The organism is Pseudomonas sp. HY13-MNA-CIBAN-0226 (genome assembly GCF_040310305.1).
Lineage (GTDB): Bacteria > Pseudomonadota > Gammaproteobacteria > Pseudomonadales > Pseudomonadaceae > Aquipseudomonas > Aquipseudomonas gregormendelii.
This window is the reverse complement of sequence record NZ_JBEOPS010000012.1, coordinates 111,143-130,177: the sequence shown is the minus strand read 5'-3', so window position 1 is coordinate 130,177 and position 19,035 is coordinate 111,143. Positions and strand designations below refer to the sequence as shown.

General features: G+C 60.5%; 19 protein-coding genes. 5 read left to right on the top strand and 14 right to left on the bottom strand.

The genetic code is table 11. The features are described 5' to 3' along the window. The first annotated feature begins 116 nt into the window (after positions 1-116). Positions 117-872, top strand: coding sequence for a spermidine synthase (locus tag AAEZ05_RS15130; RefSeq protein ID WP_045060215.1), 756 nt, complete (start codon positions 117-119; stop codon positions 870-872). Between the two features lie 117 nt (positions 873-989). Here AAEZ05_RS15130 and AAEZ05_RS15125 read toward each other — a convergent pair whose 3' ends face one another. Beyond that, positions 990-1,781 carry a crotonase/enoyl-CoA hydratase family protein gene (locus AAEZ05_RS15125; protein WP_350647889.1) on the bottom strand — a complete coding sequence of 264 codons (792 nt, stop codon included), beginning with the start codon at positions 1,779-1,781 and terminating at the stop codon, positions 990-992. A gap of 432 nt (positions 1,782-2,213) precedes the next feature. Between AAEZ05_RS15125 and AAEZ05_RS15120 the strand changes: the two genes are divergently transcribed. Continuing rightward, positions 2,214-3,887, top strand: a complete 1,674-nt coding sequence (locus AAEZ05_RS15120) for a DEAD/DEAH box helicase (protein WP_045060217.1) — start codon at positions 2,214-2,216, stop codon at positions 3,885-3,887. 65 nt (positions 3,888-3,952) lie between these two features. After that, positions 3,953-4,195 (top strand): hypothetical protein, encoded by a 243-nt coding sequence (locus AAEZ05_RS15115; RefSeq protein ID WP_350647887.1) that lies wholly within the window; start codon positions 3,953-3,955, stop codon positions 4,193-4,195. 42 nt (positions 4,196-4,237) lie between these two features. Here AAEZ05_RS15115 and AAEZ05_RS15110 read toward each other — a convergent pair whose 3' ends face one another. From AAEZ05_RS15110 to minC, 7 genes are all read right to left on the bottom strand, one after another. Continuing rightward, positions 4,238-6,412: a mechanosensitive ion channel domain-containing protein gene (locus tag AAEZ05_RS15110; RefSeq protein ID WP_350599746.1), complete on the bottom strand. Its 2,175-nt coding sequence runs from the start codon at positions 6,410-6,412 to the stop codon at positions 4,238-4,240. A gap of 76 nt (positions 6,413-6,488) precedes the next feature. Then, complete coding sequence (locus AAEZ05_RS15105) at positions 6,489-6,665, bottom strand: hypothetical protein (protein ID WP_163019418.1); 177 nt, start codon at positions 6,663-6,665, stop codon at positions 6,489-6,491. 138 nt (positions 6,666-6,803) lie between these two features. Further along, entirely contained in the window at positions 6,804-8,093 is a 1,290-nt protein-coding gene (locus AAEZ05_RS15100; protein WP_045060220.1) for a M18 family aminopeptidase, read from the bottom strand. A gap of 243 nt (positions 8,094-8,336) precedes the next feature. Then, positions 8,337-8,972, bottom strand: coding sequence for an RluA family pseudouridine synthase (locus AAEZ05_RS15095; protein ID WP_205892376.1), 636 nt, complete (start codon positions 8,970-8,972; stop codon positions 8,337-8,339). A 180-nt stretch (positions 8,973-9,152) separates the two neighbouring features. Then, on the bottom strand, positions 9,153-9,407 hold the full coding sequence (minE, locus tag AAEZ05_RS15090) for a cell division topological specificity factor MinE (protein ID WP_007944431.1): 255 nt from the start codon (positions 9,405-9,407) through the stop codon (positions 9,153-9,155). Further along, complete coding sequence (gene minD, locus AAEZ05_RS15085; protein WP_045060222.1) at positions 9,407-10,219, bottom strand: septum site-determining protein MinD; 813 nt, start codon at positions 10,217-10,219, stop codon at positions 9,407-9,409. Before minD ends, minE begins: the two co-directional genes overlap by 1 nt. A gap of 202 nt (positions 10,220-10,421) precedes the next feature. Next, positions 10,422-11,159 carry a septum site-determining protein MinC gene (minC, locus tag AAEZ05_RS15080; RefSeq protein ID WP_045060241.1) on the bottom strand — a complete coding sequence of 246 codons (738 nt, stop codon included), beginning with the start codon at positions 11,157-11,159 and terminating at the stop codon, positions 10,422-10,424. 118 nt (positions 11,160-11,277) lie between these two features. On the opposite strand from minC, the gene AAEZ05_RS15075 reads away from it, so the two are divergent. Together AAEZ05_RS15075 and AAEZ05_RS15070 are read left to right on the top strand one after the other, a co-directional pair. Beyond that, positions 11,278-12,210, top strand: a complete 933-nt coding sequence (locus AAEZ05_RS15075) for a lipid A biosynthesis lauroyl acyltransferase (protein ID WP_350599745.1) — start codon at positions 11,278-11,280, stop codon at positions 12,208-12,210. 52 nt (positions 12,211-12,262) lie between these two features. Next, the gene (locus tag AAEZ05_RS15070) at positions 12,263-13,417 is read left to right on the top strand and encodes a patatin-like phospholipase family protein (protein ID WP_045060224.1); all 1,155 of its coding nucleotides are present in this window, start codon (positions 12,263-12,265) and stop codon (positions 13,415-13,417) included. A gap of 144 nt (positions 13,418-13,561) precedes the next feature. Here AAEZ05_RS15070 and AAEZ05_RS15060 read toward each other — a convergent pair whose 3' ends face one another. The 6 genes from AAEZ05_RS15060 to AAEZ05_RS15035 all read right to left on the bottom strand — a co-directional run bounded on the left by AAEZ05_RS15060 (position 13,562) and on the right by AAEZ05_RS15035 (position 19,015). Further along, entirely contained in the window at positions 13,562-14,347 is a 786-nt protein-coding gene (locus AAEZ05_RS15060; RefSeq protein ID WP_350599743.1) for an outer membrane protein OmpK, read from the bottom strand. Positions 14,348-14,373: 26 nt separating this feature from the next. Continuing rightward, positions 14,374-14,721: a hypothetical protein gene (locus tag AAEZ05_RS15055; protein ID WP_350599742.1), complete on the bottom strand. Its 348-nt coding sequence runs from the start codon at positions 14,719-14,721 to the stop codon at positions 14,374-14,376. A 1-nt stretch (position 14,722) separates the two neighbouring features. Continuing rightward, positions 14,723-15,508: an outer membrane protein OmpK gene (locus AAEZ05_RS15050; protein WP_045060226.1), complete on the bottom strand. Its 786-nt coding sequence runs from the start codon at positions 15,506-15,508 to the stop codon at positions 14,723-14,725. 160 nt (positions 15,509-15,668) lie between these two features. Beyond that, positions 15,669-17,021, bottom strand: a complete 1,353-nt coding sequence (locus AAEZ05_RS15045; protein ID WP_045060227.1) for a nucleobase:cation symporter-2 family protein — start codon at positions 17,019-17,021, stop codon at positions 15,669-15,671. Positions 17,022-17,162: 141 nt separating this feature from the next. Further along, a complete protein-coding gene (locus AAEZ05_RS15040) occupies positions 17,163-18,461 on the bottom strand; it encodes a urate hydroxylase PuuD (protein ID WP_350599739.1) in 1,299 nt (432 codons plus the stop codon). A 50-nt stretch (positions 18,462-18,511) separates the two neighbouring features. Continuing rightward, positions 18,512-19,015 carry an ureidoglycolate lyase gene (locus AAEZ05_RS15035; RefSeq protein WP_016773758.1) on the bottom strand — a complete coding sequence of 168 codons (504 nt, stop codon included), beginning with the start codon at positions 19,013-19,015 and terminating at the stop codon, positions 18,512-18,514. Between the last annotated feature and the right edge of the window lie 20 nt (positions 19,016-19,035).

The following is a 19,035-nucleotide window of genomic DNA, read 5'->3' as shown; positions in this document are numbered from 1 at the left end:
AATTAGTGCGTGACCTGCTCCCGTTGCATCGCTGACAATCGCGCCTTTGCAGCCGCATCAGCGGTTGACTGCAGCTGTTTCCCCAAGCTGCAGGCCCGAGACGACCAGGAGACGAAATGACCGAGGAGCGCGTCGAGCATCTGCTCGCCGAGGTACAGGATGAGTTCGGCGTGATACGCGTGCTGGAAGTGGCGGACTACCGATTTCTCGAGTTCGGTGACGCCATCGAACAGAGTTGCGTGTTCACCGCCGACCCGAGCTGGCTCGAATACGATTACACCCGCGCGATGCTGATCGGTGCGTTGTGCCACGAGCAGCCGGAAAGTGCATTGTTCCTGGGGCTGGGCGCCGGTACGCTGACCCAGGCCTGCCTGAAATTCCTGCCGCTGGAAGACGTCGAAGCCATCGAGCTGCGGCCCGACGTGCCGCGCCTGGCCATTGAATACCTGGGGCTGGATGATGATCCGCGCCTGTATATCAGGGTCGGCGACGCGCTGGAGTTGCTGGACACTGCGGAGCCTGCAGACCTGATTTTCGTCGACCTGTATACCGATGTCGGGCCTGGGGTCGGCCACCTGGCCTGGAGTTTCCTGGAGAACTGTCAAAAGCGCCTGAATCCGGGCGGATGGCTGGTGATCAATCAGTGGGCGACCGACGATGGCAAGCCGCTGGGCGCTGCGCTGTTGCGCGGGCTGTATCACCGCCATTACTGGGAGTTGCCGGTGAAAGAGGGCAATGTGATTTTGCTGGTGCCGTCAGAGCTGGATCAGGAGCTCGACATGGACGCCCTGGTGGCCCGGGCCGAAGGGCTGGCGCCGCGATTGGGGTATTCGTTGCAGTCGCTGATCAAGGCTATTCGCCCGGCAACATGAGTCGGCGTCTGTGAGGCCCTCATCGCGGGCAAGCCCGCTCCCACAGGTTTCGTATACGACGCAATCATTGTGGGAGCGGGCTTGCCCGCGATGAGGGCCCCACAGTCAATACATCCCTCAAAGCCCCTTAAACACGCCAGGTCGCTTCTCGATCATCGACCGCACTCCCTCCCTGGCATCCTCACTGCCCAGCAGCTTCTTCGCCAGCGGCGCCAGCCCCAGCGCTGCCGCCGTTTCTCCTTCATAGCGCGCCTGCCGGGCCGACATCAGGGTCGCCTGCACCCCAAGCGGCGCCTGACGGGCGATCCGTTCAGCCAACTCCAGTGCCCGTGGCAGCAAATCCTCACTGGCCATGACTTCCTGGACCAGGCCCAGGTGCAGCGCCTCATGGGCATCGAACTCATCCCCGGTAAGTAACCAGCGCATTGCATTGCCCCAGCCGGCAACCTGATGCAGGCGCAAGGTGGCGCCGCCGAACGGGAAAATCCCGCGTTGCACTTCTTTCTGGGCGAAGCGGGTATTGCTGGCGCACAGGTTGATATCAGCGGCCAGCATCAATTCGATGCCAATGGTCAGGCAGTATCCCTGGGCGGCGACGATCACCGGCTTGCTCACCCGAGGGCCGGCCTGGATTCCCCATGGATCGCAGCCACCGGGGGGCACCTGCCAGCCTTCGGCCAGGCTGGCACTGGCGCTGACCAGGTCGAGCCCGGCGGTAAAATGCTCGCCGTGGCCAAACACTACCGCCACCCGCGCTTCGCGGTCGGCTTCGAACTCGCCATAGGCCAGGCTCAGTTCATTCAGCAGGTCGAGGTCGAACGCATTGCGCTTGGCCACCCGGTCCAAACCGATCAACAGCACATGACCGCGCCGTTCGCGGCTGAGTCGACTGGAGCAGGGCTGATTCATGGGGCAATTCCTCGGGCGGGAAGGGGGCGGTTGCCGGGCGCAGGGCAAAGGTGGCGGCTCAGCAGGGTGAACCGTTTTAGCGCCATCTCCAGCAGGGCCGGGCCTTTGAAAAGTAGACCCTGGTTGGATTCTGCGCAAAGCCTGTGACACAACGGCGTATACGTCAGTTTTCCGACAAATAATGCTCCCTTTTTGCCCGAATTCCGGTATAGTGCGCGCCGGCCTTTAACCAGGCCGCGTTTAGGTAGCGCAATTCCCCGAAGTCAGCTTCGGCTGCACGTCCGCACAGCGGACTCTCCCTTGACGAATCTTTTTCATTCATTCGTTTTCGCAAATCCCCGCCGACAAAGCAGCCAGGGCGACTCTTGAGTCTTACACGGCATGCGCAGCTTTGGAGCATGGGTCTTTGCGGATGCACTTAGAGGCAGACCCATGACCCAGGAAACCGGCGGCTTCGCCGCTTTTAATCTTAATCCGAATATCCTTGCAGCCGTCATTGCGACTGGCTACGAAGAACCTTCGGCTATTCAGCAGCAATCGATCCCAATCATCATGGCCGGCCAGGACATGATTGGCCAGGCGCAAACCGGTACGGGTAAAACCGCTGCGTTCGCCCTGCCTATTCTGCATTGCATCGATCCTGCCAAGCGCGAGCCGCAAGCCCTGATCCTGGCGCCAACCCGTGAGTTGGCGCTGCAAGTAGCAACCGCTTTCGAAACCTACGCCAAGCAAATGCCGGGCGTTACCGTTGTGGCCGTTTACGGCGGCGCGCCTATGGGCCCACAACTGAAAGCAATCCGTAACGGCGCACAAATCGTTGTCGCCACCCCGGGCCGTCTGTGCGACCACCTGCGTCGCGACGAAAAAGTCCTGTCGACCGTGAACCACCTGGTTCTCGACGAAGCTGACGAAATGCTCAAACTGGGTTTCATGGACGACCTCGAAGTCATCTTCAAGTCCCTGCCTGCAACCCGCCAGACCGTATTGTTCTCGGCAACCTTGCCGCAGTCGATCCGTGCCATTGCCGAACGCCATCTGCGCGATCCGCAACACGTGAAGATCCAGACCAAGACTCAGACCGTTACCGCGATCGAACAGGCTCACCTGTTGGTTCACGCTGACCAGAAGACCTCGGCTGTATTGAGCCTGCTGGAAGTTGAAGATTTCGACGCCCTGATCATGTTCGTACGCACCAAGCAAGCGACCCTGGACCTGGCCAGCGCCCTGGAAGCCAAAGGCTACAAAGCCGCTGCGCTGAACGGTGACATTGCCCAGAACCAGCGTGAGCGCGTGATCGACTCCCTCAAGGATGGCCGTCTGGACATCGTTGTGGCGACCGACGTTGCCGCTCGTGGCCTGGACGTTCCGCGCATCACTCACGTGTTCAACGTTGACATGCCGTACGATCCAGAGTCCTACGTTCACCGTATCGGCCGTACTGGCCGTGCCGGTCGCGAAGGTCGTGCGCTGTTGCTGGTGACTCCACGTGAGCGCCGCATGCTGCAAGTGATCGAGCGTGTAACCGGTCAAAAGGTTGCCGAAGTTCGCCTGCCGGACGCACAAGCTGTTCTCGATGCTCGCATCAAGAAACTGACCAACAGCCTGTCGCCACTGGTGGCTGACGCCGAATCGACCCACGGTGATCTGCTGGATCGCCTGACCGCCGACATCGGTTGCACTCCGCGTGCCCTGGCCGCTGCCCTGTTGCGCAAGGCAACCAACGCCCAGGCGTTGACCCTGGCCGCGATCGAGAAAGAACGTCCACTGGTGCCGAACAATGCACCGCGTGGCGATCGTCCAGAGCGTACCGGTGATCGTCCGGACCGTGGTGATCGTGAGCGTCGCGCTCCGGTTCCATTGGCTGAAGGTCGTGCTCGTTGCCGTACCGCGCTGGGTGCGCGTGATGGTATCGCTGCCAAGAACCTGCTGGGCGCCATCCTGAACGAAGGCGGCCTGGCCCGCGAAGCCATCGGTCGCATCCAGGTGCGTGACAGCTTCAGCCTCGTCGAGCTGCCGGAAGATGGTCTGGAAAAGCTCCTGACCAAGCTGAAGGACACTCGCGTTGCTGGCAAGCAGTTGAAGCTGCGTCGCTATCGCGAAGATTGATCGGCCCTCGGGTTGATTGATCGAACATAAAAAATCCCCGACTGGTTCGGGGATTTTTTTTGCCTTTGAAAACGTACCCGCCGCCGCCGCCGCCGCTGCCGCTGCCGCCGCCGCTGCTGCCGCTGCCGCCGCTGCTGCCGCTGCCGCTGCTGCCGCCGCTGCCGCCGCCGCCGCTGCTGTTGCTGCCGCTGCCGCCGCCGCTGCTGCCGCTGTTGCTGCCGCTGCTGCTGCTGCTGCTGCCGCTGCTCGAACCCACTGTAGGAGCTGTCGCAGGCTGCGATCTTTTGATCTTGATCTTGGGCAATTGAAGATCAAAAGATCGCAGCCTGCGGCAGCTCCTACGGGTTAGGTTAGTCAGGTTTCGAGGTTGTTTGCGCTATCGGTCCGCCGCCCGCCGTTACCACCTGCACACTCATGCGCGGCGTTGCCAGATCCATTCCTGCCTCATCCAGATGGCGTTTGAGCGACAGGTTGAACGCCCGCGACACTTCCCACTGCTTGATCGGTGCCGTCTTGAATCGGGCGCGCAGGATCGCGTTGCCTGACTCGAAACTCTCGACGCCCTGGATCTCCAGCGGAGACCAGATGTTGCGCCGCTGCAGCGGGTCGGTGCGCATTTTCTGGCCGACATCACGCATCAGCTTGATCGCTTCGTCGATGTCCATGCTGGACGGCACCGCCACCCGGAAAATCGCGTAGCCGAACTCCCGGGAGTAGTTCTTGATGCTTTTGATTTCGCTGAACGGGATGGTGTGCACGATACCGTCGATGTCCCGCAGGCGTACCGTGCGGATCGTGAGGCCTTCGACGGTCCCCAGGTGCCCGCCGACGTCCACGTAGTCATCAATGGCCAGTGAGTCTTCAATGATGATGAACAGGCCGGTGATCAGGTCGGCGACCAGGGACTGCGCGCCAAAACCGATGGCCAGGCCGATTACGCCGGCACCCGCCAGCAGCGGCGTGACGTTCATGCCCATGTTGGCCAGGGCGACGATCAGCGCGATGATGAAAATGGCCACGAACAGCACGTTGCGAATCAGCGGCATCATCGTCTGCGCCCGGGCGTTGGCCAGGCCTTTGCGCGAGCGGGTCAGGGCGTGGTGCACCGCGGTGTCGCTGAGAATCCAGATCAGCCAGGCGAACATCAGCGTGCCGGCCACGCTTAACAGCTTGACGCTGATTTCATGGCCTTCACCCTCGGTGAAGGCTATCAACGACATGCCCCAGACGCGCAGGCCCAATTCGATGAACGCCAGCCAGACCACCAGGTGGGCCAGGGTGTAGAAGAAGCTTTTCAGACGATCCGAATACAGTGCATGGCGCTTCACCCCGCGTTGCGGCCTGAGCGAGTGACGCCGCACCAGGCCGTTGATCACCATGCACAACACCAGCAGCACGGTGCAGATCAGCGACTGGCGCAGTGCGGTGCTGGTATCACCGGCGGATACGAACGTGGCAAACAGCGAGATCGCTACCAGCACCAGCGCCGGTACATACCAGAAGGTGCCCAGGATATCGATGCTGTCGCTGAGTGCGCGGCGGGTCAGGCGGCGCGACAGTGGCTGGTTGCGGATCAGGTGGGCGATCGGGCGGCGGAAACGCAAGATGAACAGTCCCGTGGACAGCGCTGCCAGGACATTGGCTATGGTCGCGGCGGTGTGCGCCAGGTGGCTGCCAAGACTTTCCACCAGGCGCGGGTCGCTCAGTGCCTCACCAAACGCGGCAAAACTGCCGATCAGCCACAGTGGCCGGAAGGCCTGGTGCCGCAAGATGAACAAGGCGCGGTGCCGGTGCGGGCCGTCCAGAACGGAAAAGGCGATCACGCAGATAGCCGAGAAACAGGTGCCCACCACCAGCGCATAGGCAAGGACCATGGCCAGGCTTTTGCCCAGTGACGAGGGCAGGGCGTAGGTCATGTACACGGTCATGACCAGGGCGATCAACCAGGGCCCGAGTTTGCGCAGGGCGAAGCGCAACATATCCAGGGCCTTGGGGTGTTGGGGCAGCTCTTCGGTCAGGCCGAAGCGCATGCGCACGCGGTGGCCGAGCCAGATCAGCACGGCAGCAAGCAGGCTCCAGACCATCAGGATCATGGCGAAGGCGAAGATGATCGGCAGCCATTCGTTGGCCGGCAGAATCAGCGCTTGCAGCTCGTCCTTGGCCAGGTCGTACTCTTGGGACCAGCGGGTAATCGGGCTGTCCTCCCCGGAAAACTGTTTCTCGAAACTGGCCAGCGTGCCGCCGATCAAACCAAGCACACCTTGTTCGGCGGCTGGCTGGACTTGCTTGGTGGCATCGCGGAGTTTTTTCAGGTCGGCCAGCAGTTTGCTGCGCTGCTGGTCGTTTTCCAGCGACTTGATGACATCGTCCAGGGACTGCCCGAGAGGCGCTTGCGCCTCCGGCTGGGGTTTCTCCGAGCCATTGAGCAGCCCGGGCAGGCCGACCGCCTCGGCAGACGCCAGCGGTAACAGCGTCATGAGGCAGACGAAGAGGAAATACGGCAGGGCAAAAAGACGAACAAACACTAGGCGGTCAACCTTGGGAGATCAGATTGCCCGAGTGTACGAGCCCGCCAAAATCAATGCGAGTCGGGGCGAGTATTTATTCGTTGAGTTTGGCGAGGATCTTGAACACCACGGTGCCAAGGATCGTCAGCATGCCAATCCACATTGCGAACACGCCGGCATTCTTGTCGCGGAAATTGAATCCGATGGCCAGCAGGATCATCCCGGTGAGGATCGGGATCAGCATGGCGTGGAAGGATTGCATGGTGATCATGGCGACGGCCTTGTCGAAAGGGATTACTTGAATTCTAGGCGGGTTTGGTGGGTCGAGCACAGGCCTTGGGAGCCCGGCTTGCCGGCGATGGAGTCATTGAAACCGCCATCGCCGGCAAGCCAGGCTCCTACACGGGTGTCATGGCAATTCGTGACTGGCGTAGAACGCGCTCAGTACTTTCACAAGGTGCGCCAGGTCATGGCTGCCGCACAACTCGCGGATCGAGTGCATGGCGAACGTCGGCAAGCCGATGTCGACCGTGCGCACGCCCAGGTGGCTGGCGGTGATCGGGCCGATGGTCGAGCCGCAGCCCATGTCGCTACGCACCACGAAGCTTTGCACCGGCACTTCTTCAGCCATGCACAAGTGACGGAAGAACCCGGCGGTTTCGCTATTGGTGGCGTAGCGCTGGTTGCTGTTGACCTTGATGACGGGGCCGGCGTTGAGTTTCGGGCCGTGGTTGGCATCGTGCTTGTCGGCGTAGTTGGGGTGCACGCCATGGGCGTTGTCGGCCGATACCAGCAGGGATTTCTGGATGGTGCGGACAAACTCGTCACCCTCCGGCAGCAAGCGGCGCAAGGTTTGCTCAAGCATTGGGCCGTCGGCACCGCAGGCCGAGCAGGAGCCGACTTCTTCGTGGTCGTTGGCCACCAGCACGCAGGTTTCATCGGTCTCGGCGGTGAGCAATGCCTGCAAGCCGGCATAACACGACAGCAGGTTGTCCAGGCGCGCACCGGCAATGAAGTCGCCATGCAGGCCGATGATCGCAGCGGCCTGGGTGTCGTAGAAGCTCAGCTCGTAGTCGAGCACCACGTCGGCATTCAAACCATGTTCCAGGGCCAGCTGGTTGGTGAGCACAGCACGAAAATCCACGCGCTCGTCGCCGGCAAACTGCGCGAGGATCGGCGGCAGTTCGGTTTGGGCATTGATCGCCCAGCCCATGTTGGCTTCACGATTGAGGTGAATGGCCAGGTTGGGAATGATGGCAATCGGAAGCTTGAAATCGATCAGCTGGCTTTCGACCTTGCCGTCGCGGCGGAAAGTGACCCGGCCGGCCAGCGACAGGTCGCGGTCGAACCAGGGTGCCAGCAAGGCGCCGCCGTAGACTTCCACGCCCAGCTGCCAGAAACCCTGGCGCTGCAACTCCGGCTGCGGCTTGACCCGCAGGCACGGGCTGTCGGTGTGGGCGCCCACCAGGCGGATGCCGCTGTTGAGTGGGGAGTGGCGGCCCATCTTGATCGCGACAATTGAAGAGTCATTGCGGGTGACGTAGTAGCGACCGTTCGCTTCGGTGTTCCAGGACTCGCGCTCGTCAAGACGCTGGTAGCCCGCCGCTTCCAGGCGCTGTACAAGGCTGGCAGTGGCATGAAAGGGGGTAGGGGAGGCCTTGAGAAAGTCGATCAGGCCTTGGTTCAACTCTTCGCGCATAAAAAGCTCCAGACAGCAGTGGCGCCAGTTTAACGTATTGGGCGGCTAATGTGCCTATCGAGCCGATCCCTGTGGGAGCGGGCTTGCTCGCGAATACGGATTGCCAGCCGGCATAGATGTCGACTGACGCACCGCCATCGCGGGCAAGCCTCGCTCCCACAGGTTTGTGTGGTTCGCACAAGCTATGAACTGGCCAACTGTGGGAGCAAGGCTTGTCCGCGATTGGCGGGGGAAGGCAGTAGCCTAGAACGGTGCGGGACACTCGAAGCGCAGGCGTTCGCCGGATTGCGGATGGGTGAAGCTCAGCATGCTGGCGTGCAGGCACAGCCTTGGCCAGGCGGCCAGTGCCTGTTCGTGGGCATAGAGCCCGTCGCCCAGCAGTGGATGACCAATGGACAGCATATGCACGCGCAGTTGATGGGAGCGGCCAGTGATGGGCGTCAGTTCGACCCGGCACCAGTCACCGCAACGCTCCAGCACTCGCCAAAATGTCAGCGCGTGCTTGCCAAATTCGTGATCCACCACGTGGCGGGGTTTGGTCGGCGGGTCGTAGCGCAGGGGCAAGTCAATGCTGCCACTGTCCAGTTCCGGCTGGCCCCAGCACAGGGCGGTGTAGGCTTTCTCCGTTTCGCGGTCGTGAAACTGCCGGGACAACTCGCGATGAGTATCCGGGTCACGCGCCAGCAGGATGATGCCGGACGTCTCCCAATCCAGCCGGTGGACGATGCGCGCCTCAGGGTAGCCATTTTCCTGCAGGCGGGTGATCAGGCAGTCCTTGTTGTCATCGGCCCGGCCAGGGACGGAGAGCAGCAAGGTCGGTTTGTTCACCACCAGGACGCCGGCGTCCTGGTGGATGATCTGGATGTTGGACAGCGGCATTAAAACAGCCTCGTAACAAACGCCAACGGCGACTCACGCCCTTCATTGTCCCCGTAGGAGCTGCCGCAGGCTGCGATCTTTTGATTTTGCCTTTAAAAACAAGATCAAGAGATCGCAGCCTGCGGCAGCTCCTACACGGTCCCGAAGGGCCTGAGCCGCCGTGGCTCCAGCCGGATCGACTCAGCGATCAGGCAGGGTGATATTGAGTTCCAGAATCGAGCAGCTGCCCTGGTTTTCCAGAGCGACATGCACGTCATCGGACCCGATATTGACGTACTTGCGGATCACCTCCACCAGTTCCTTCTGCAAGGCTGGCAGGTAGTCCGGTGTACTGCGTTGGCCGCGTTCATGCGCCACGATGATCTGTAGACGCTCTTTCGCTACCGAGGCTGTGCTTGGCTTCTTGTTGGCTCGAAAGAAGTCAAAAATGTTCATTACCTACCTCCAAACAGGCGCTCGAAGAATCCCTTCTTCGTGACATCGAGGAAACGATGCTCCACGGTTTTGCCCAGCAGACGATCGACGGCATCGCTGTATGCCTGGCCGGCATCGCTCTGGTCGTCGAGAATCACGGGCACACCCGAGTTGGAGGCCTTGAGTACAGCCTGGGATTCCGGAATCACGCCAAGCAGGGTGACAGACAGGATTTCCTTGACGTCTTCCACGCCGAGCATCTCACCGTCATTCACGCGTTGCGGGTTGTAGCGGGTCAGCAGCAGGTGTTCCTTGATCGGATCCTCGCCCTTTTCAGCGCGGCGCGACTTGCTGGCCAACAGGCCCAGCATGCGATCCGAGTCACGTACCGAGGACACTTCCGGGTTGGTCACGATGATCGCTTCATCAGCGAAGTACATCGCCAGGTGAGCGCCCTTCTCGATACCTGCCGGGGAGTCGCAGACCACGAACTCGAAGTCTTCCTTCAACGCCATCAGGACTTTTTCCACGCCTTCGACGGTCAGCGCGTCTTTGTCGCGGGTCTGGCTGGCGGCCAGTACGTAAAGGTTTTCCAGGCGCTTGTCTTTGATCAGGGCCTGTTGCAGGTTGGCTTCGCCGTTGACCACGTTGACGAAGTCGTACACCACGCGGCGTTCGCAACCCATGATCAGGTCGAGGTTACGCAGGCCTACGTCGAAGTCGACGATAACTGTCTTGTGGCCGCGCAGTGCGAGGCCGGTACCGATAGCGGCACTGGTGGTGGTCTTACCCACACCACCCTTGCCGGATGTAACCACGAGAATCTTGGCCAAGGTGTTTCACCCCTAAGGAAAAAGGACATTTAGCCCCTGAAAAAACATCTCTGGAAAACTACTGCAGTCGGACAGCCTTGGCTGGAATCCGGCCCTGAACGGCGCTTACCTTCGGTAAACACTGCTTTCTGGCCATTTTCCCACTTCGTTCAAGCCGTTTTCGCTACGTTTTAGAGATGCTTGGAAAATGCGGCAGTATCCGTTAAAGCCGAATGATGTTCAACACATCGCCCGACAGGCTGACCTGAACGCCTGAACCCCATAAAGGGTCGCGTCGCAGGTCCTCCGAAACCTTGTAGTGGCCTGCAATGGAGACCAGTTCAGCGCTCATCTGCTGACAGAAAATCCTGGCCTTGGTGTCGCCTTTGACCCCGGCCAGCACGCGACCGCGCATCGGGCCGTATACATGGATGTTGCCATCGGCGAGAAGTTCCGCCCCCGGGCTGACGGAGGAAATCACCACCAGGTCGCAACCCTGGGCGTAAATCTGCTGGCCGCCGCGCACGGGGGAGGTGATGATTTTGGTCGGCTTGATCGTCGGCTCCGGTGGTTTCTCCGGTTTTTTCACGACAACGCCTTCATTCGGGTCCAGGGCTCGCTCACGGGCACCGGACGGTGGCAGCACCGGCAGGTCGACCGCAATGGCCGCAGCAATGTCCTCGATGCGACTGGCACGGATCGCCAGGGTGCGCAGGCCATGCTGGCGGCACACGCGCATCAGGCCCGGCAGATCAACGGCGCCTTCACCCGGTGGAAGTTTGTCCAGGGCCAACACCAGTGGCGCGTTGCTGAAGAAGTTAGGCGCCTGGGCGACCTTGGCGGCCAGTTGTCGATCGAGGTTCTCGAGGTCGTTACGGGCCAGTTCCAGCACCGTAATGGCGAGCATGCTGCCCTTCAACTGGAACACGGGATCTTTGTCTAGCGGTTCGGTTTGGCTCATGGTCGGCATACAACGACTTGTCACTAAAAGTGCCGAGACTTATAACGAGAACGCCCGCAGGCCGCAAGCCGGGTCTAACGATGTAGAATGCGCGGCCATTGTCTTGACGGAACCTTTAATGGATCGCCCGCGTTTTCGAAGAGCATTTCTTTACCCGCGTTTCTGGCCGCTGTGGTGTGGTCTGGGGCTATTGTGGCTGATTGTCCAACTGCCTTATCCGGCGTTGCTGTCCATCGGTCGGCTCCTGGGCGCCGTCATGTATCGCCTGGCGGGCGACAGACGGCGCATCGCCAAGCGCAATCTCGAATTGTGTTTTCCGGAAAAATCCGCCGCCGAGCGCAAACACCTGCTCAAGGAAAATTTCGCTTCCACCGGCATCGCCTTCTTTGAAATGGCCATGAGCTGGTGGTGGTCGCGCGAGCGGCTGGCGAAGCTGGCGCATGTCGAAGGCCTGGAGCATCTGCAAAAAGCCCAACGCGAAGGCAAGGGGGTGATCCTGATGGCCGTGCATTTCACCACCCTGGAAATCGGGGCAGCGTTGCTCGGCCAGCGGCACACCATTGATGGCATGTACCGCGAGCACAAGAACCCGCTGTTCGATTACATCCAGCGCCGCGGCCGCGAGCGCCACAATCTCGACTCGCTGGCCGTGGAGCGTGACGACGTGCGCGGCATGCTCAAGCTGCTGCGGGCCGGACGCGCGATCTGGTATGCACCGGACCAGGACTACGGCGCCAAGCAAAGTATCTTCGTGCCGCTGTTTGGCATTCAGGCCGCTACTGTGACGGCCACCAGCAAGTTCGCACGGCTGGGCAAGGCGCTGGTGGTGCCGTTCACCCAGGAGCGCCTGGCGGACGGCAGCGGCTATCGACTGATGATCCATGCGCCGCTCGAAGGCTTCCCGGGGGAAACCGAGGAAGCCGACTGCATTCGCATCAATCAGTGGGTCGAAGGCGTGCTGCGCGACTGTCCGCAGCAATACCTGTGGGCGCATCGGCGTTTCAAGAGCCGCCCACCCGGTGAACCCAAGCTGTACGCCAAGCGCGGTTGAGACATGATCCCCTGCAGGAGCGGACTACCAACAAGTACCATGGAGCGTTGCGATGAGTCCCGTTGAACCGGTTACAGGCTTGATTCTTTCCGGCGGTGGGGCTCGGGCGGCCTATCAGGTGGGAGTGCTGGCGGCGATTGCCGAGTTGCTGCCGCAGGGTGCACGTAATCCGTTTCCGGTCATTGTCGGTACCTCGGCGGGTGCGATCAATGCGGTCAGCCTGGCCAGTGGCGCGCTGGATTTTCGTGCCGCCATCGAGCGCCTGACGGCGTTCTGGCAAGGCTTTCGCAGTCATCTGGTGTTGCGCAGCGACTGGCCAGGGGTGATCCATCAGGCCAGCCGCTTTGTCGGTCACAGCCTGCTCGGGATCGGTGCCCAGGTGCCGGTGGCCTTGCTTGACAGTTCGCCATTGCGCGGACTGCTCGACGACAAGCTGCAGTTGTCCGGCATCGCTGAGGCGATCGCGCAGAAACAGTTACAGGCCGTGGCGGTCACTGCGTTTGGCTATGAGTCGGGTCAGGCCGTCACGTTCTACCAGGGCGGCGGCACCATCGACGCCTGGTTACGCCATCGTCGCATCGGCGTGCCTACGCAATTGACGATTGAGCACCTGCTCGCCAGTTCCGCGATTCCGCTGCTGTTCGCGCCGGTGAAAATCGGTGAAGAGTATTTCGGCGACGGCGCGGTACGCCAATCGGCCCCGATCAGTCCGGCCCTGCATCTTGGTGCCAGCCGCGTGCTGGTGGTGGGGGTCAGCGGCAACCCGCGCGGGGTCGATCCCGAGCAGCCGCTGCAACGCGCCTATACCGGCCAGCAGCCGACCCTCGCGCAAATTGGCGGGCACATGCTCAACAGCACGTTCATCGACAGCCTGGAAAGCGACATCGAGCTGCTGCAGCGTCTGAACCAGTTCAGTCACCTGATGCCAGATGGCACGCCCACCCGAGCGCTTGGCGTGGCGCCGGTGGAGGTGCTGGTGATCTCACCGAGCCAGCCGATCGATGAGATCGCTGCGCGGCATCGGCAGGAATTACCAGCGGCGCTACGCCTGTTCCTGCGCGGACCGGGGGCGACCAAGACAAGTGGAGCGGGGGTGTTGAGTTATCTGTTGTTCGAGGCGGGGTATTGCAGCGAGTTGATTGATTTGGGGCGGCGCGATGCGCTGGCCAAGCGCGGGGAGTTGTCCCGGTTTCTGGGGTTGCTGTAGGAGCGAGCTGGCTCGCGATGGACGTTAACGATGACGCTGGGAGCCTGAAACCCCGTGGCGCTCTCTGGTCCTTCGCGAGCAGGCTCGCTCCTACAAAATCATGGCGCTCTCTGGTCCTTCGCGAGCAGGCTCACTCTTACAAAATCAGAAGTGAACCTTGACCAGGAAGCTGGTCACGCTCTGATCGGTTTTGAAGCCCTGGCTGTCTTCGATACCGTACTTGTTTTTCCAGTAGTCATACTCGACACCGACGTACAACTGCTTGGCACCCAGACTCAGGGCCTTGCCCAGGTCGTATTTGACTTGCGGATTGAAGTGCAGGTTGGCGTGGTATTCGCCTTTGTCGTTCACGTCGTTGTCGACCACCCAGTCCATGAAGCCGTCGATCAGCACGTCCGAGTCACCCACCGGGAGGGTGTAGGACCAGGCCGGCGTGATCTGCCAGACATCGTCACCCGCACGGTCGCCTTCGGTGTGACGGTTATAGAAGTTCAACTGGAAGTAGTCGAAGCCGGGGATGGCCAGGTCAAAACCCGGACCGATCAGGTACGACTCGGTGTCGTCTTCGCCGAACTCATAGGTCATGGCCAGCAGCACGTCCTTGATCGGGCCGAACTCCAGCTTCTGGTTGAAAATCTTGTTGAACGACAAGCGCGGGCTGAATTCGCCGTAGTGAGTGTTCTTGCCGGCGAAAGAGTCTTCCTTGCCGTTGTAGAAAATCTTGTCGATGAAGAAGAAGTTGTCCCCGTATTTCCAGCCGTCGGCGTGTTCGAATGTCACGGTCTGCTGGATGCGCGGGTTGACCTGGAAGTCTTTGCCATACAGGTAAGTCAGGCTGTTGTCCTGCCACTGCAGCAAGTCGCCGGCCATGGCCTGGCCCCCGGCCAGCAACGATCCTGCCAGCATCAGGCTAGTGCACGTACGTTTCATTCGGCTGCTCCCAAAAAGTAGTGGTATCACGTTATTTTTTTAAGGTCGGCGCTCTGGTGTGGCGCCTTTTTCTTTAGCTGCAAAAAATCATCCATTCGGTCAGCTTTATTGCTGTTAGCAAAAGCTGCGCCAAGGCTTTGCGAAAACCAAAAAACTCCCGCTCGGCTGCTCGAAAACAGTCGATTGAGAGTGGTTCGGGGATGCCTTGATACCGTCCAGAGCCGGGATAAGTTGGCTTTCTGGTCAGGAATTAAATCCGGGCTTTTTTTTAAAGCGGATTCAGGCGGTCGCGGAGAATACTGACTCCTTGGCCAGGTCTCAAGTGCCCCGCAACAGCGCACCGACGACAGGTTTGGGGCACGGTTGCGGGTCATCTTAGAAGTGCACCTTCACCAGCAGGCTGGTGGTGTTTTCATTGGTGTCGAAATTGGCGCTGTTTTCGATGCCGTACTTGTCTTTCCAGTAGCTGTATTCGATGCCGACGTACACCTGTTTCTCCCGCCAACCCATGGACTTGCCCAGGTCGTACTTGATCTGCGGGTTGAAGTGCACGTTGGCGTGATAAGTGCCACGGGCGTTCTGGTCGTTATCCACCACCCAGTCCAGGTAGCCGTCGATCAGTACACTCGAATTGCCGAGTGGAAGGGTGTAGGACCAGGCCGGGCTGACTTGCCAGACATCGCTGCCGGGGCGCGAGCCTTCGGTCTGGCGATAATAAAAATTCAAGGTGAAGAAGTTGAAGCCCGGTATTGCGAGGTTAAAACCGGGGCCGATCAGGTAGGCCTCGCTGTCGTCTTCGCCATTCTCGTAGGTCATGGCCAGCAACACGTCCTTGATCGGGCCGAATTCGAAGCGTCGGTCAAGGATCTTGCCCAGGGACAGTCGCGGGCTGAACTCGCCGTAATAGGCGTGAACGCCTTTGTTGCGGTCTTGCTCGCCGTTGTAGTAGGTGCTGTCGATGAACATGAAGTTGTCGCCGTACTTCCAGCCATCGGCGTGCTCGAATGTCACCGTCTGCTGGATCGACGGGTTGACCGCAAAGTCCTTGCCATAGAGATAGCTCAGGCTGTTGGTCTGCCACAGCAACAAGTCGCCGGCCATGACCTGGCCAGTGGTCAGCAGGGCGGCGCCCAGCAGCAGGTTTTTCTGAGTCCGGATCATCTGGTGCTCCTTCTTGTTTTTATTGTTCAAGGCACGGGGGCTCCAACCCTGTGGGAGTGAGCCTGCTCGCGATGGCGGTGTATCAGTCAATGAAGTGTTGATTCCGATAACGTCATCGCGAGCAGGCTCGCTTCCACCTGGCGGGGCGTGTACTTATTTGTCAGTGCGCGTGGCAGTCGTTGATGGCGGCGCGTTCCTTGCCGCCGAGGATGTTGAACAGCAGGTTCAGCGACAGCGCGCTCAACGTCGCCATCGCGATTCCGCTGTGGGTGATCGGGCTCATCCACAAGGGCAGATGGGCGAAAAACTCCGGCCGCACCACCGGGATCAACCCCATGCCGATGCTCACCGCCACCAGCAACTGGTTGCGACGGTCACCGATGTCGGCTTCCTGCAGAATCTTGATCCCGGTGGCCGCAACCATGCCGAACATGGCAATGGCTGCACCGCCCAATACCGCCGGTGGAATCGACGCCACCAGAAACGCCGCTTTGGGCAGCAGGCTCAGCACGATCAGCAAGCCGCCGGCGACGATGGTGACCGAGCGGCAGCGTACGCCGGTCATCTGCACCAGGCCGATGTTCTGGGCGAACGAGGAGTGGGTGAAGGTGTTGAAGAAACCGGCGAAGAACGAAGCACCGGCGTCACATAACAGGCCGCGGCGCAGCATCCGCGGGCAAACTTCCTGCCCGGTGATCTTGCCCAGGGCGAGAAACATGCCGGTGGACTCGACGAAGATGATCACCACCACCAGGCACATGGACAGGATCGGTGCGAGCTCGAATTTCGGCATGCCGAAATGCAGCGGGGTGACGATCTGTACCCAGGGCGCCTGGGCCATGCCGCTGAGGTCGACCATGCCGATCAGGCCGCAGATCACATAACCCAGGCACATGCCGATCAGCACCGAGATATTGACCCAGAAGCCGCGCATGAAACGGTGCACCAGCAAAATGGTGCCCAGCACCAGGGCGGCGATGGCCAGGTAGATCGGTGAGCCGAATTGCGCCGCGCCGGCGCCACCGCCGGCCCAATTGACGGCCACGGGGAACAGCGACAAACCGATTGAGGTGATGACCGTGCCGGTCACCAGGGGCGGGAAAAAACGTACGACCCTGGACATGAACGGGGCGATGATCATGCCGAAGAAGCCCGCGGCAATGGTCGCGCCGAAAATGCCTTGCAGGCCGATGCCAGGCATTCCTGCCATGGCAACCATGCTGCCGACGGCGGCAAAGCTGGCGCCCATCATCACCGGCATGCGGATGCCCATCGGGCCGATGCCCAGGGACTGCACGATGGTTGCGATGCCGGCAACCAGCAGGTCGGCGTTGATCAGGAAAGCGATTTCTTCGCGACTCAGGCCTGCGGCCTGTCCGATGATCAGCGGCACCGCAATGGCGCCACCGTACATCAGCAGAACGTGCTGCAGTCCAACCAGGATCAGTTGCAACAGGGGCAAACGCTGAATAGCGGGTGCGTCGGGGATGCGCGCTTCGGATAGCTCGGACATGCAACACCTCGGATCTTTTTTATTCTTGTGATTATGTGCATCAGGTCGACCGTGCGGCGGCCGATCGCGGGCAAGCCTTGCTCCTACAGAATTCCTGGGAATCCAGTGGGAGCAAGGCTTGCTCGCGATGCTTTTCAGCGGTTAATTGGTCTGGGCTCCCTGCACGATCCAAGCACCAATCAGGTCACGTTCCTGCTGGGTCATCTGGGTGATGTTGCCCAGTGGCATGATCTGGCTGGCGACCGCTTGCGCCTGGATACGCGGGGCGTTCTGGCGGATCTGGTCGGGGGTGTCGAACATCACGCCAGCCGGTGCGGCACTGAACAGCGGGCTGGTCGGCTTGGCGGAATGGCAAACCGTGCAGCGTTCCTGGATCACGTTGTGCACCTTGTCAAAACCCGGGCGGGCATTCGCTGCCTGGGTCGGTGCCGTTGCAGGAGCCGTCGCGGGTGCAGCTTCAACCGGCTTCTTGTCACCGCCCAGGGCGGTTTCCGGCAGTGGCTGGTACTCGATGGTGGCCTTGGCGACTTCAGGCGCGCTGGACATCGGCTTCGGACCGGACACATAGGCCAGGCAAATCATGCCCACCGCTGCCACCGGCAGGGTCCAGGCAAATTTGTGGCTGTCGTGACGGGTGTTGAAGTAGTGACGCACCAGCACTGCCAGTACCGCGATCCCGGCCAGGATCAGCCAGTTGTACTGGCTGCCATAGGTGCTCGGGAAGTGGTTGCTGATCATGATGAACAGCACGGGCAAGGTGAAGTAGTTGTTGTGCCGTGAGCGCAGCAGGCCTTTGGCCGGCAGTGCCGGATCGGGCGTGCGGTTCTCGGCAATCGCCGCCACCAGCGCACGTTGTGCTGGCATGATGATGCGGAACACGTTGCCGACCATGATGGTGCCGATGATCGCACCGACGTGCAGGTAAGCACCACGACCGCTGAACACTTTACTGAAGCCGTAGGCGGCGCCAATGATCAGCACGAACAGAATGAAACCCAGCAGCGCAGGGCGCTTGCCCAGGGCCGAGTCGCAGAGGAAGGAGTAGACGAACCAGCCAACGAACAGCGAGCCGATGCCCAACAGAACGCCTTCAGGACCGGTCAGGCTGCTGCCGGGAGCCAGCAGGTAGAGCGTCGGGTTGGAGTAGAACACCACGCACAGCAGCGCGATCCCCGACATCCAGGTGAAGTAGGCTTCCCATTTGAACCAGTGCAGGTTGTCCGGCATGGTTGGTGGAGCCAGTTTGTATTTTTCCAGGTGGTAGATACCGCCGCCATGGATCGCCCACAAATCACCGGCCAGACCACTTTTCGGGTTGACCCGATTGAGGTTGTTCTCCAGCCAGACGAAATAGAACGACGCACCGATCCAGGCCACGCCAGTAATCATGTGAACCCAGCGCACGCTCAGGTTCAGCCATTCCAACAGATGTGCTTCCACAGTCTTTACCTCTCGCCTGTCACTCTGTATTCGAGTGATCAGACCTTCTCTTATTGGTGGGGGGCGAGGATCAAACGCTCATCCTCTTTGAAAAAATGCTCATCGCAGTTATTGCCTGTGCCACTGCGATCAACCACCAGGAAGTCATCCCGCTTTTCGATCGTCAGCACCGGATGGTGCCAAACGCCGCGATGGTAATTAATGCCCTGCCTGCCGTTGGTGACGAAGGCGCGGACCAAGCCTGATACAGGTTCATCGCCAACTGGCGCGACCACGATCAGAAAGGGGTTGCCGAGCAGAGGAATGAAAGCCTGGCTGCCCAGCGGATGGCGCTCCAGCATGCAAACGGTCAGTGGCATGTCCTGCGCGTCGGCGCGGAAGATGCTGATGATGGCGTTGTCCTCAGGCGTAGCGGTTTCAACCGTCGCCAGTTTATGGAAGCGCATGGTCGAACCGTTGTTGATCATGAAGTGATCGCTGCCGTCGGTTTCAATGACGTCACCGAAAGGGGCGAAGGCTTCTTTGGTCAGCGGTTCAATCGTCAGTGTGCGCATGCTGTTCTTTTCCGAATTCT